10 protein-coding genes and 1 pseudogene are annotated in these 12,573 nt (G+C 62.0%); 9 read left to right on the forward strand and 2 right to left on the reverse strand.

Going from position 1 to position 12,573, the window contains the following annotated elements; translation table 11 throughout:
- Nucleotides 1-69: 69 nt before the first annotated feature.
- The gene (locus AAG092_RS13865; protein WP_373387124.1) at nt 70-816 is read left to right on the forward strand and encodes a substrate-binding periplasmic protein; all 747 of its coding nucleotides are present in this window, start codon (nt 70-72) and stop codon (nt 814-816) included.
- A 6-nt stretch (nt 817-822) separates the two neighbouring features.
- Here AAG092_RS13865 and dbpA read toward each other — a convergent pair whose 3' ends face one another.
- The gene (gene dbpA, locus AAG092_RS13870) at nt 823-2,196 is read right to left on the reverse strand and encodes an ATP-dependent RNA helicase DbpA (RefSeq protein WP_373387125.1); all 1,374 of its coding nucleotides are present in this window, start codon (nt 2,194-2,196) and stop codon (nt 823-825) included.
- Between the two features lie 107 nt (nt 2,197-2,303).
- Between dbpA and torT the strand changes: the two genes are divergently transcribed.
- The gene (torT, locus tag AAG092_RS13875) at nt 2,304-3,335 is read left to right on the forward strand and encodes a TMAO reductase system periplasmic protein TorT (protein ID WP_373387126.1); all 1,032 of its coding nucleotides are present in this window, start codon (nt 2,304-2,306) and stop codon (nt 3,333-3,335) included.
- 6 nt (nt 3,336-3,341) lie between these two features.
- Here torT and AAG092_RS13880 read toward each other — a convergent pair whose 3' ends face one another.
- Complete coding sequence (locus AAG092_RS13880; RefSeq protein WP_373387127.1) at nt 3,342-5,756, reverse strand: penicillin-binding protein 1A; 2,415 nt, start codon at nt 5,754-5,756, stop codon at nt 3,342-3,344.
- Nucleotides 5,757-5,940: 184 nt separating this feature from the next.
- Between AAG092_RS13880 and AAG092_RS13885 the strand changes: the two genes are divergently transcribed.
- The 7 genes and pseudogenes from AAG092_RS13885 (at nt 5,941) to aroB (ending at nt 12,573) form a co-directional block, all read left to right on the forward strand.
- Nucleotides 5,941-7,005: a pilus assembly protein PilM gene (locus AAG092_RS13885; RefSeq protein WP_110682985.1), complete on the forward strand. Its 1,065-nt coding sequence runs from the start codon at nt 5,941-5,943 to the stop codon at nt 7,003-7,005.
- Nucleotides 7,005-7,637 (forward strand): PilN domain-containing protein, encoded by a 633-nt coding sequence (locus AAG092_RS13890; protein WP_373387128.1) that lies wholly within the window; start codon nt 7,005-7,007, stop codon nt 7,635-7,637. The genes AAG092_RS13885 and AAG092_RS13890 overlap by 1 nt, the downstream gene beginning before the upstream one ends.
- The gene (pilO, locus tag AAG092_RS13895) at nt 7,634-8,260 is read left to right on the forward strand and encodes a type 4a pilus biogenesis protein PilO (protein ID WP_373387129.1); all 627 of its coding nucleotides are present in this window, start codon (nt 7,634-7,636) and stop codon (nt 8,258-8,260) included. Before AAG092_RS13890 ends, pilO begins: the two co-directional genes overlap by 4 nt.
- Nucleotides 8,260-8,783, forward strand: a pseudogene (gene pilP / locus AAG092_RS13900) (type 4a pilus biogenesis lipoprotein PilP). Before pilO ends, pilP begins: the two are co-directional and overlap by 1 nt.
- Before the next feature lie 53 nt (nt 8,784-8,836).
- On the forward strand, nt 8,837-10,897 hold the full coding sequence (gene pilQ / locus AAG092_RS13905; protein ID WP_373387130.1) for a type IV pilus secretin PilQ: 2,061 nt from the start codon (nt 8,837-8,839) through the stop codon (nt 10,895-10,897).
- A gap of 4 nt (nt 10,898-10,901) precedes the next feature.
- Nucleotides 10,902-11,420 carry a shikimate kinase AroK gene (gene aroK / locus AAG092_RS13910; RefSeq protein WP_110682990.1) on the forward strand — a complete coding sequence of 173 codons (519 nt, stop codon included), beginning with the start codon at nt 10,902-10,904 and terminating at the stop codon, nt 11,418-11,420.
- A gap of 49 nt (nt 11,421-11,469) precedes the next feature.
- The gene (gene aroB / locus AAG092_RS13915; RefSeq protein WP_110683039.1) at nt 11,470-12,573 is read left to right on the forward strand and encodes a 3-dehydroquinate synthase; all 1,104 of its coding nucleotides are present in this window, start codon (nt 11,470-11,472) and stop codon (nt 12,571-12,573) included.

Genomic DNA, 12,573 nt, shown 5'->3' on the forward strand with positions numbered 1-12,573 from the left:
TTTCGGGCGTCTTAGCAGCAGGCGCGGGACTGGCTAATCTTTGGAGAGTCACAGTCGCCGGATGTCGGCATGAACTCTTCTAGAATCTTCATCTTGCTGCTCGCCCTGCTCCAATGCACGGCGGTTGCGGCCGAGCATTTGCGCCTGGCCGGCGATTCCTGGCCGCCCTTCACCGACCAGCGCCTGCCCAACAATGGCCTGGCCGTGGATCTGGTCAGCACTGCCCTGCAGCGCGCCGGGCACAGCACGGAGTACGTCGAGGTGCCCTGGGCGCGAGTGCTGCGCGGGCTGCAACAGGGTGATTACGACGTGATAGTGGCCGCCTGGTACAGCGCCGAACGGACCCGCTACGGGCTGTTCTCCGAACCCTATCTGGTCAATCGCATCCGTTTCCTGCGGCGCACTGGCATGCCCATCGAGTACGACGGCCTCGACGGCCTGCTGCCGTTCAGTATCGCCGTGGTGCGTGGCTACAGCTACGAAAGTGCCTTTGATGCTGCCGACCAGCTGACCAAGGTGCCGGTGCTGGAGTTCGTCATGGGCGCGCGCATGCTGGCGGCCGGGCGGGTGCAGCTGACACTCGAGGACGAGCTGGTGGCGCGCCACCATCTCAATCGTGACCTGCGCGAGATTCGCGATGCGGTGGAGTTCGTCGACACACCGCTGAGCGAAAACGGCCTGCACATCCTGGTGCGGCGCAGCCATCCACTGCACCAGCAGATCGTCCGTGACTTCAATCTCGCGATTCAGGCGATGCGGGCCGACGACAGCTATCGGCGCATCTATCAGCGCCATGGCCTGGACGGCAGTGAGTAGGGTTCCTCAGAGTAGCCGTACCTTCACCGCACGCCCCTTGATCTTGCCGCTGGCCAGGCGCTGCAGGGCCTGCTTGGCAACGCTGCGGTCGACGGCGACGAAGGCCTGGTAGTCGAAGATGGCGATCTTGCCGACCTTGTCCCCTGGGATGCCGGCCTCGCCGGTCAGGGCGCCGAGGATGTCACCGGGTCGCAGCTTGTCCTTGCGTCCGGCGGCGATGCACAGGCTGTGCATCGGCGGCAGCAGCGCCTCGCCTTTGTCCTTCAGCTCGCCCAGGAGCTGCCAGGTCAGCGGGCTACCTTGCAGCTCCTCGATGGCCTGGGCACGGCCGGCCTCGCTCGGTGCCACCAGCGACAGCGCCAGGCCCTTGGCTCCGGCGCGGCCGCTGCGGCCGATACGATGGATGTGCACCTGCGGGTCGCGGGCCAGCTCGACGTTGATCACCAGCTCCAGGCCGGCGATGTCGAGGCCGCGGGCGGCCACGTCTGTGGCCACCAGCACACTCAGGCTGCGGTTGGCGAACAGCGCCAGCACCTGGTCGCGGTCACGTTGCTCCAGGTCGCCATGCAGGGCGGCGGCGGAAATCTTCTCGGCTTCCAGGCTGGCGGCCAGCTCGTCGCACTGCTGGCGGGTAGCGCAGAAGGCCACCGCCGGCTGCTTGCGGAAGTGCCGCAGCAGGCGCAGCACGGCTTCCAGCCGCTGCTTGCCGTCGATCTCGTAGAAGCGCTGCTCGATCTGCCCGTCATCATGCAGTGCTTCCACTTCCACCCGAGCCGGATCGCGCTGGAAGCGCGCGGCCAGCTGCTCGATGCCGGCCGGATAGGTGGCGGAGAACAGCAGGGTCTGACGTCGCGCGGGGGTCTGCTCGATGACCTCGGCGATGCTGTCGAAGAAGCCCATGTCGAGCATGCGGTCGGCCTCGTCCAGCACCAGGGTGGACAGGCCGTCGAGCTTCAGGGTGCCCTTGCGCAGGTGTTCCTGGATGCGCCCCGGGGTGCCGACTATGACGTGGGCGCCGTGCTCCAGCGAGCCGATCTGCGGACCGAAGGGCACCCCGCCGCACAGGGTTAGCACCTTGATATTGTCGGCGGCGCGCGCCAGGCGCCGTATTTCCTTGGCCACCTGGTCGGCCAGCTCGCGGGTCGGACACAGTACCAGCGCCTGACAGCCGAAGAAGCGTGGATTGAGCGGATGCAGCAGGCCGATGCCGAAGGCCGCGGTCTTGCCGCTGCCGGTCTTGGCCTGGGCGATCAGGTCGCGACCCTGGAGGATCAGCGGCAGGCTGGCGGCCTGGATCGGCGTCATCTCGGCGTAACCGAGGGAGGCAAGGTTGTCACGCATGGCGGCGGACAGGGGCAGGGTGGCGAAGGCGCTGGTCACGGGGCGAACCTGATGAGGGGAAGGCGCGCATTGTAGCAGGCGGAGATAAGGCCCCGATCCTGGCGCAGACTGGCTAGGCTGAAGGGATATATCCGACGGGGGTTGCGATGCGCATAGGCAAGGAATGGCTGTTCGTCCTAGGGCTGTTTGCCCTGCCGGCTCAGGCCGATTGGTATCCGGTGGCGGTGCGTGCCGATGGCGAGTTGCGCCAGTACATGCCGCTGGAGCGCGCCAGCCGGCCGTGGAGAGTCTGTGCCCTTTTACCGCATGGCAAGGATCGCTACTGGTGGGGTGTGGCCTGGGGACTGGATGGCGAGGCGGCGCGGCTTGGTGTGCGCCTGGGAATCTATGAGGCCGGAGGCTACGAGAATGCCGGAGTGCAGGTGCACCAGCTGCACAACTGTCGAGGTGCCGAGGCCGACGCTTATGTGATCGCGGCGATCAACACGCGCGAGCTATGCCCGGAGATATCCCGCCTCATGGCCGAGGGTAGGCCGGTGATCGATCTGGTCAACGGTCTGGAATGCCAGGGACTCACTGCGCACTCGCGGGTGGATTTCGCCGACATGGCGCGAGCGGCGCTCGGCTATATCGAGCGACTGCGCCCGGAAGGGAGCTATCGCATTGGCTGGCTGCCCGGGCCGCAAGGGGCCGGCTGGGTGGAGGGGCTGGAAACGGGGCTGCGTCAGGGGGTCGATGCACGGCGAGTGGAAGTGCGCCACGGCGGCTATGGGCCGGTCGATCGCAATAGTCAGGCCCGGCTGGTCCGCCAGCTGTTGGGCGAGGCGCAGGCTCTCGACTTCATCCTGGCCAACGCCGAGGCGGCGGGATTTGCCGCGCAGCTGGTACAGGGGCGGGGTAACGAGTCACGGCCGCTGGTGCTGGGTACCTATACCACGGAGCGCATTGTCGAGCAGATTCGCGATGGCTTCATTCTGGCCGCGCCGAGTGACTCGCCCGTGCTGCAGGCGCGCATCGCCATAGACCTGGCAGTGCGCGCGCTGGAGGGGGAGCCACACCCGCGCGAGATCGGGCCGCTGATCGAGATGCTCGATCGCGAGAGTCTGCCGCGCTTCGATATCAGCCGCCTGATGCCGCCCGAAGGGCACTGGATGATCCGCCGGGAGTTGCCCGACTGAGCATGTTCAGAACAGGTCGATCGGCGCGGCCTCGTCGGCCGGCAGCGGGCTACCCGGAATCCCCATGGTGGGGTCCAGTTCGCTCATCGGCGGGGGCGAATCTTCGCTCTTGAACAGCTCGAAGTAGGCATCGGGCGAGCCTGGCGAGGCGGCGCGGCCGCTGACCGGGTCGATGCGCAGGCTGAGCAGGCCGGCCGGCTCGGGCGGCAGATGCTCAGGCTTGTCCTTCAGCGCTGCACTCATGTAGTTCATCCAGATCGGCAGGGCCACGGTGCCGCCATACTCGTGACGACCCAGGCTCTCCGGTTGGTCGAAGCCGACCCAGACGGTGGTCATGTAGTCGGCGTTGTAGCCGGAGAACCAGCTGTCCTTGGACTCGTTGGTGGTGCCGGTCTTGCCAGCCAGATCGCCTCGGCCCATAGCCAGCGCCCGGCGGCCGGTACCGCGCTTGATCACGTCCTGCAGCATGCTGGTCATGATATAGGCGGTGCGCTCATCGATGATCTGCTTGGCCAGTACCGGGCTCTGTACTTCGGCATTGGGCTCTTCGAGCAGCAGCGAGGCGTTCTGCTCTTCAACCAGCTGCGCACTCTGCGGGGTGCGTGGCGGGTTGGCGGTGAACAACGGCTTGCCGTCGCGGCTGTCGATGCGCTCGATCAGGTAGGGCTCGATCTTGTGCCCGCCATTGGCGAAGGCGCTCCAGCCACCGGCGATCTCCAGTGGTGTCAGGCCTGCGGTGCCGAGCGCCAGCGACAGGTTGCGTGGCAGCTCCTGACGGTTGAAGCCGAAGGCACTGATGTAGTCGAGGGTGTAATCGATGCCGATGGTCTGCAGCAGGCGGATCGACACCAGGTTGCGCGACTTGTAGAGGGCCTCGCGCAAACGGATCGGGCCGAGGAAGGTGTTGTTGTCGTTCTTCGGTCGCCAGGCTTCCTCCATGCCGGCCTCCTGGAACACGATGGGGGCATCGTTGACCAGGCTGGCGGCGGTGAAGCCGCTATCCAGTGCTGCACTGTAGATGAAGGGCTTGAAGCTGGAGCCGGGCTGGCGCTTGGCCTGGGCCGCGCGGTTGTAGTTGCTCTGCTCGAAGGAGAAGCCGCCGACCAGGGCGCGAATGGCACCGTTCTGTGGGTCCAGGGAGACCAGGGCGCTCTGCGCCGCAGGAATCTGGCGCAGCAGCAGGGCCTGGTTCTCGGCGTCCGGCTCGACGCGAACCAGATCGCCGATCTGCACCACGTCGGCCGGCTGCTGCGGGCGCGGGCCGAGGCTGTTGGTATTGAGGAAGGGGCGCGCCCATTTCATGCTGTCCCAGGCCACCGGCTGCTCCTCGCCGTTGCGCAGCAGCACCATGATGCCGCTTTTCTCGACCTGGGTGACGATGGCCGGCTGCAGCCCGCCGATGGCCTTGTACTTGTTCAGCTCCTGCAGCCAGGCCTCGCGGGTCAGGCCGGGCAGGCGGGTTTCCGGGCCGCGGAAGCCATGGCGCTGGTCGTAGGCGATAAGACCGTCATGCAGGGCGCGGTTGGCGGCCTCCTGCAGCACTGCCGGCACCGTGGTGGTGACGCGGAAGCCCTCGGTATAGGCATCGCTGCCATAGCGCCCGACCATCTCGGCACGTGCCATCTCGGCGATATAGGGCGCGTTGAGCTCGACCGGCTGAACATGGTGGCGGGCATCGATCGGCTCGGCCATCGCGGCGTCGTAGCGTGCCTTGTCGATGGCGCCGAGCTTGAACATGCGGCCGAGAATCCAGTCGCGACGCTCCTTGCTGCGCTGCGGGTTGACCAGCGGGTTGTAGCGCGACGGCGCCTTGGGCAGGCCGGCGATCATCGCCAGCTGGCCGAGGCTCAGCTCGCGTATCGACTTGCCGTAGTACACCTGGGCGGCGGCCTCGATGCCGTAGGCGCGGTTACCGAGATAGATCTTGTTGACGTAGAGCTCGAGGATCTCGTCCTTGCTCAGCTCGCGTTCGATCTGCAGAGCGAGGAGGATTTCGTTGATCTTGCGTGAGAAGCTGCGTTCGCTGGTGAGGAAGAAGTTCTTCGCCACCTGCATGGTGATGGTGCTGCCCCCGGTCTGGATATGGCCGCTGGCTAATAACTGCGTAGCAGCGCGCATCAGGCTGGTGAAGTCGACGCCATAATGGTTGGCGAAGTTGTCGTCTTCGGCAGCGAGCAGGGCGCGAATGAAGTCCTGGGGGATGTCCTCGAAGCGGATCGGCGAGCGGCGCATCTCGCCGAACTCGGAGATCAGCTTGCCATCGGTGCTGTAGACGCGCAGCGGGATCTGCAGCTGGATGCTGCGCAGCGATTCGACTGAAGGCAAGCCGGGACTAAGATAGAGAAAGGCTCCACTGAAACTGAGCGCTAACCCACAAAAAACGGCGACACAGGACCACCAGAAAAACTTCAGCAAACGCATCAAGGTTCTTGGAATTCCAGATAAAAGAATGGGTTAAGTGTTGCGCGGTGCGAAAAGGGGAAAACTGTTCACATTATAAGCGGTTTTTTTGCAGGGGAGCCATTTGCGCTTCTGTCAAGACTGTTATTTAATGTGGAAAAACATAAATAGTCCGTAAGTCTCGGATGCAGATAGGAAATCGGTCGTGCTAGGGCTCTTCAATAAGAAAGCGAACACGCTTCTGGGGATCGACATCAGTTCGACCTCGGTCAAGCTCCTTGAATTGAGTCGCTCCGGAAGCCGCTACAAGGTAGAGGCCTATGCCGTCGAGCCGCTCCCGCCGAATGCCGTTGTCGAGAAGAACATCGCCGAGCTTGAGGGGGTCGGTCAGGCTCTGTCTCGTGTCCTGGCCAAGGCCAAGACCGGAGTGCGTACTGCGGCGGTCGCCGTGGCGGGCTCCGCGGTGATCACCAAGACCATCGAGATGGAAGCGGGTCTCAACGACGACGAGTTGGAGAACCAGCTGAAGATCGAGGCCGACCAGTACATTCCTTATCCGCTGGAAGAAGTCGCCATCGACTTCGAGGTGCAGGGCCCTTCGGCACGCAATCCCGAGCGGGTCGAGGTGCTCTTGGCGGCCTGCCGCAAGGAGAACGTCGAGGTTCGCGAGGCGGCGCTGGGGCTGGCTGGGCTGACGGCCAAGGTGGTCGATGTCGAGGCCTATGCGCTTGAGCGAGCCTACGGTTTGCTCGAATCCCAGCTCGGCGGCAGTGTCGATGAGCTGACCGTGGCGGTCGTCGATATCGGCGCCACCATGACGACGCTCAGCGTGCTGCATAACGGGCGAACCATCTACACCCGCGAGCAGCTCTTTGGCGGGCGTCAGCTGACCGAAGAAATACAGCGTCGCTACGGTCTCTCGGTCGAGGAGGCTGGGCTCGCCAAGAAACAGGGCGGCCTGCCGGACGACTACGACAGCGAAGTGCTGCAGCCTTTCAAGGAGGCGGTTGTGCAGCAGGTCTCGCGCTCCCTGCAGTTCTTCTTTGCCGCGGGTCAGTTCAACGATGTCGACTACATCCTGCTGGCGGGTGGCACTGCATCCATTCCCGACCTGGATCGTCTGATCCAGCAGAAGATCGGCACTCCCACTCTGGTGGCCAACCCGTTCGCCGACATGGCGCTGGGGGGTAAGGTCAATGCCGGTGCGCTGGCCAGCGATGCGCCGTCCTTGATGATTGCCTGTGGCCTGGCGATGAGGAGTTTCGACTAATGGCGCGGATCAACTTATTACCCTGGCGTGAGCAACTGCGTGAAGAACGCAAGCAGCGCTTCGTAGTTGCCATGGGGGCCACCCTTGCCGTGGCTGGTGGTTTGGTGTTCCTCGCCGGGCAGTACTTCAACTCGGCGATTGAGCAGCAAAATGCACGCAACGAATTCATCAAGAAAGAAATTGCGGTGCTCGATTCTCGGATCAAGGAGATCAAGGATCTTCGGGAGCGCCGTGAGCAGTTGCTGGAACGCATGAAGATCATCCAGGACCTGCAAGGCAATCGTCCGATCATCGGGCATATTTTCGACCAGCTGGTGCGGACTCTTCCGGATGGCGTGTACTTCACCGACCTGACCCGCAAAGGTGATGTGATTTCCATCGTGGGCAGTGCGGAGTCGAACAACCGAGTCTCCAGCCTGATGCGTAACCTGGATGCCTCCGAGTGGCTGAAATCGCCAAATCTCACCGAGGTCAAGGCTATTACCGCCGGTGCGATTGATCAGGCGAATGTCTTCAGGTTGACCGTGAAGCAGACCCGGCCTGGTGCAGAGGATGAAGAGCCCGAGGTGGGGAGTGGCAAGAAGCCGAGCAACTCCAAGGCTGCCAAAAACAAGTCGGGTAAAAAATCATGAGTTTCTCAGAAGCGCTTGAGTCATTACGGAAGATTGAGCTTTCCGAGCTTGATGTAAATAACCTCGGCTCCTGGCCGGCGGCGGTCAAGTTCATCACTTGCATATTGCTGTTGGTGGCTGGGCTGGGGCTGGGGTATTACTTCTATCTGCAGGACCTGCAGCTGCAATTACAGCAGCAACAGGCGCAGGAAGAGACACTGAAACAGGAGTTCTCCAACAAAGCTGCCCAGGCAGCCAACCTGGATGCCTACAAGGTCCAGATGAAGGAGATGGAGGAGTCCTTTGGCATGCTGTTGCGGCAGTTGCCCAGTGATACCGAGGTTCCGGGCCTGCTCGAAGACATTACGCGCACTGGTCTGGAGAGTGGTCTGGAGTTTGAAGAGATCAAGCTTCAGCCGGAAGTCGTGCAGCAGTTCTACATAGAGCTGCCTATTCAGGTTTCCGTCGTCGGGGCTTATCACGATCTGGCAACTTTCGTCAGTGCTGTGGCCAGTTTGCCGCGCATCGTGACCCTGCATGACTTCGAGGTTAAGCAGTCCACGGGTGAAGAAAACTCTTCCAAACTGGCTATGAGCGTGGTAGCGAAGACCTATCGTTACAATGATCAGGGGCTTAAGAAATGATTTATGCCCGTACCATTGCTTTGCTGGTTGCCGCCGGCGCGCTGTCCGGCTGTATGGGCCAGGGCGACTATTCGGATCTCCGTCAGTACATGGACGAAGTGCGCGCTCGTCCCAAGGGCTCTATCGAGCCGCTGCCGAAATTCCAGCCCTATGAGCCCTTCACCTATAGCGCCGCATCATTGCGGAGTCCTTTCCAGCCGCCAGTCAAAGTTGAGTTGGCGAGCCAGCAAAAGGGCTCCAAGGACGTCAAGCCTGATGAGACCCGGGTCAAGCAGTTCCTGGAAGGCTTCAATATCGAGATATTCGAAATGGTCGGTACTCTCGAGAACGAGGCGGGAGTGTTTGGCCTGGTTCGCGGAGCGGGGGGGTTCACCGCGTCAAGGCCGGCGACTATCTGGGGCGGAATCACGGACGGATCGTGTCCGTGGATGAAGCCAAAATCGATGTAATAGAGATAGTGCCGGACGGCGAGGGCGGTTGGCTTGAACGGCCGCGCAGCATCACCCTCAAGAGTCGCTCTTAATGGCGGGGTCGATTATGAAAAACAACTACAGATCTGCTGGACGGAATTTCTCCATGAATAGGGCACTTTCTTGCTTGGGCGTATCCTTTTTCCTGGCGGGCTTTGCGCCGAGCCTGCTGGCGGCAAACCTGCAAGGTTTGGACGTTGCTGCTCTGCCCGGTGACAAGATTGAGTTGAAATTGAGTTTCGACGAGCCGGTCCCGGCTCCGCGTGGCTACACCATCGAGCAGCCTGCGCGTATCGCCCTGGACATGCCCGGGGTCTCCAGCAAACTGGGGGAGAAGAATCGTGAACTGGGCGTTGGCAACGCCAGAAGCGTGACCGTGGTGGAGGCGCAGAATCGTACCCGTCTGATCATCAACCTCTCAACCCTGGTGCCCTACAGCACTCGCAGCGAGGGCAGCAACGTCTTCGTGGTGGTCGGTGATTCCTCGGCTTCTCAGGCAGCGTCTGCGAGCGCCGCGCCTGCCCCCGTTGCCAAGCCGCTTGCCCAGATGCCGGCTGGTCGCGCGATTCGTGCCATAGACTTCCAGCGTGGCGAGGCGGGTGAAGGTAATGTGGTGATCGAGCTTTCCGATCCCAGCGTCAATCCTGACATTCAGGAGCAAGGAGGGAAAATTCGTCTCGAGTTCCTGAAGACGCAACTGCCCGAGGCCCTGCGCGCGCGCCTTGATGTCAAGGACTTCGCCACTCCCGTGCAGTTTGTCACCGCCGCTTCCCAGGGGGATCGGGTCAGCATCAGTATCGAGCCGACCGGCCTGTATGATTACCTGGCGTTTCAGACGGACAACAAGCTGACGGTGAGCATCAAGCCGCTCAGTGCCGATGATGTCGAGAAACGCAAGGCCGAGCGCTTCGCCTACACCGGGGAAAAGCTTTCCCTGAACTTCCAGGACATCGATGTGCGCTCGGTGCTGCAGTTGATCGCCGACTTCACCGACCTGAACCTGGTGGCCAGTGACACGGTGCAGGGCAATATCACCCTGCGCCTGCAGAATGTGCCTTGGGATCAGGCCCTGGACCTGGTCCTGAAAACTCGTGGCCTGGACAAGCGTCAGGTCGGTAATGTGCTGTTGATCGCCCCGGCGGACGAGATCGCTGCGCGTGAACGGCAGGAGCTCGAGGCTCGCCAACAGCTGGCGGAGTTGGCGCCCCTGCGTCGCGAGGTGGTGCAGCTCAACTATGCCAAGGCATCCGATATTGCCAAACTGTTCGAGGATGCCTCGGAAGAAGGCAGCATGGACAAGGACATGCGCGGCAAGATCATTTACGACGATCGTACCAATAGCCTGATCGCCTATCTGACCCAGGATCGACTGGACGAGCTACGCCGCATCGTGACCCAGCTCGATATTCCGGTTCGTCAAGTGATGGTCGAGGCACGGATAGTCGAGGCGAATGTCGACTTCGACAAGGAGCTGGGTGTCGAGTGGCGCGGCGTCGGTCTGGGTGATAACAACTGGGTCGTTGGCGGTACCAACAGTGTCGAGAAGGACACCGATCCTCTGGAGTTCCAGGGTGGGACCTTCGTGGACATGGCGGCTGCCGGTCGTACCTCAGGTTTGAACCTGGGCTTCATCACTGACAATACGCTGCTGGACCTCGAATTGTCGGCCATGGAAAAGACCGGTAATGGCGAGATCATCTCTCAGCCTAAGGTTGTCACTTCCGATAAGGAAACTGCAAAGATCCTGAAGGGCACCAAGATTCCTTATCAGGAAGCATCCTCCAGCGGTGCAACTTCTATTGTATTTGCCGAGGCAAATCTTTCCCTTGAGGTTACTCCGCAAATTACGCCGGATAATCGAGTGATTATGGAAGTTAAAGTTAATAAGGATGCTGCTGACTTTGCTAACCAGGTAGATGGCACACCGTCCATCCAGACCAACGAGGTCAATGCCAAGGTTCTGGTCAGCGATGGCGAAACCATCGTGATTGGCGGCATCTTCAGCAACACCCAGTCGAAGGCTGTGGACAAGGTTCCGCTCCTGGGTGACATCCCCTACATCGGGCGTCTGTTCCGTCGTGACGTGGTACAGGACTCGAAAGCGGAGCTGCTGGTCTTCCTGACACCGCGGATCATGAACAATCAGGCCATCGCGGTAAGCAACTGAAACCGTGCAGAACGTTATCCTGGTTGGCCCGATGGGGGCCGGTAAGAGCACCATCGGGCGGCTGTTGGCGAAGGAATTGCGGCTGCAGTTCAAGGATTCGGACAAGGAGATCGAGCAGCGTACCGGTGCCGATATTCCCTGGATCTTCGATGTAGAAGGTGAGCAAGGCTTTCGTGAGCGTGAACAGGCCATGGTCGCCGAGCTTTGCGAGCTCGGCGGCGTGGTGATCGCCACCGGAGGTGGCGTGGTGTTGCGGGCAGAGAACCGCCAGGCATTGCGCTCAGGGGGGCGGGTGGTCTACTTGCATGCCTCTGTCGAGCAGCAGCTTGAGCGCACCTCGCGTGACCGTAACCGACCGCTGCTGCGCAATGCCGAGCCGGGAAAAGTCTTGCGCAACCTGATGGAGATCCGCGATCCGCTCTATCGTGAGATCGCCGACGTGATCATCGAGACCGATGAGCGGCCGCCGCGCTTGGTCGTGCAGGAGATCGTCGAGCGTTTGAGCGCGCTACCTCCCCGTTAAAGACGGCACCCAACTGCGCTATCCTATGCCCTTTCTATTCGGGGGCTTCATGCAGACTCTCACTGTCGATCTCGGCGAGCGCAGCTATCCCATCTATATCGGCCTGGGTCTGCTGACCCAAGCCGAGCTGTTCCGGCGGCATCTGGCGGGGCAGCAGGTCGCCATTGTTACCAATGAAACCGTTGCCCCGCTGTACCTGGGTTCGTTACAGCAGGCGCTGGACGGGCTTCAGGTGGCCACTGTCATCTTGCCGGATGGCGAGAGCTTCAAGACCTGGGAAACGCTGCAGCTGATTTTCGATGGATTGTTGCAGGCCCGTCATGACCGCAAGACCACCATCATCGCGCTGGGTGGCGGCGTGGTCGGCGATATGGCCGGCTTCGCAGCAGCCTGCTACCAGCGTGGTGTGGACTTCATTCAGGTACCCACCACCCTGCTGTCGCAGGTCGATTCCTCCGTAGGGGGCAAGACCGGTATCAATCACCCGCTTGGCAAGAACATGGTGGGGGCGTTCTACCAGCCCAACGCCGTAGTCATCGACACTTCCGTGCTCGCCAGTCTGCCGTCGCGCGAGTTGTCGGCCGGGCTGGCGGAGGTGATCAAGTATGGTCTGATCTGTGATCCGGACTTCCTCGCCTGGCTGGAAGAGCACATCGAAGAGTTGCGCGCCCTGCGCTCCGCCGTGGTGATCGAGGCGATCGAGCGATCCTGTGCCGCCAAGGCGCGCGTGGTCGGGGCCGATGAGCGCGAGTCGGGGCTGCGCGCCATCCTCAATCTCGGCCATACCTTCGGTCATGCCATCGAAACCCACATGGGGTACGGCGTATGGCTGCACGGTGAGGCGGTGGCCGCTGGCACTGTCATGGCCCTGGAAATGTCGACCCGCCTGGGCTGGATATCGGCAGCCGAGCGTGATCGCGGCATCCGTCTGTTGCAGCGGGCCGGCCTGCCAGTCGTGCCCCCGGCCGAGATGACCCCGCAGGATTTCCTCGAGCACATGGCGGTCGACAAGAAGGTCCTCGCCGGACGCTTGCGCCTGGTGCTGCTGCGCCGACTCGGCGAGGCCGTGATCACCGATGACTTCCCGCGGGAAGTTCTGGATTCCACCCTGCGTGCCGATTATCGCGCGCTGGTGGCCCAGCTTGGACAATAA

It is taken from the genome of Pseudomonas alcaligenes (assembly GCF_041729615.1).
Classification (GTDB): Bacteria; Pseudomonadota; Gammaproteobacteria; order Pseudomonadales; family Pseudomonadaceae; genus Aquipseudomonas; species Aquipseudomonas alcaligenes_B.

Excerpts from the sequence above, each read along its gene's own strand:
- AAG092_RS13865 (WP_373387124.1), top strand. The coding sequence starts at position 70 with ATGAACTCTTCTAGAATCTTCATCTTGCTGCTCGCCCTGCTCCAATGC.
- torT (WP_373387126.1), top strand. The coding sequence starts at position 2,304 with ATGCGCATAGGCAAGGAATGGCTGTTCGTCCTAGGGCTGTTTGCCCTG.
- AAG092_RS13880 (WP_373387127.1), bottom strand. The coding sequence starts at position 5,756 with ATGCGTTTGCTGAAGTTTTTCTGGTGGTCCTGTGTCGCCGTTTTTTGT.
- AAG092_RS13890 (WP_373387128.1), top strand. The coding sequence starts at position 7,005 with ATGGCGCGGATCAACTTATTACCCTGGCGTGAGCAACTGCGTGAAGAA.
- pilO (WP_373387129.1), top strand. The coding sequence starts at position 7,634 with ATGAGTTTCTCAGAAGCGCTTGAGTCATTACGGAAGATTGAGCTTTCC.
- pilQ (WP_373387130.1), top strand. The coding sequence starts at position 8,837 with ATGAATAGGGCACTTTCTTGCTTGGGCGTATCCTTTTTCCTGGCGGGC.
- aroB (WP_110683039.1), top strand. The coding sequence starts at position 11,470 with ATGCAGACTCTCACTGTCGATCTCGGCGAGCGCAGCTATCCCATCTAT.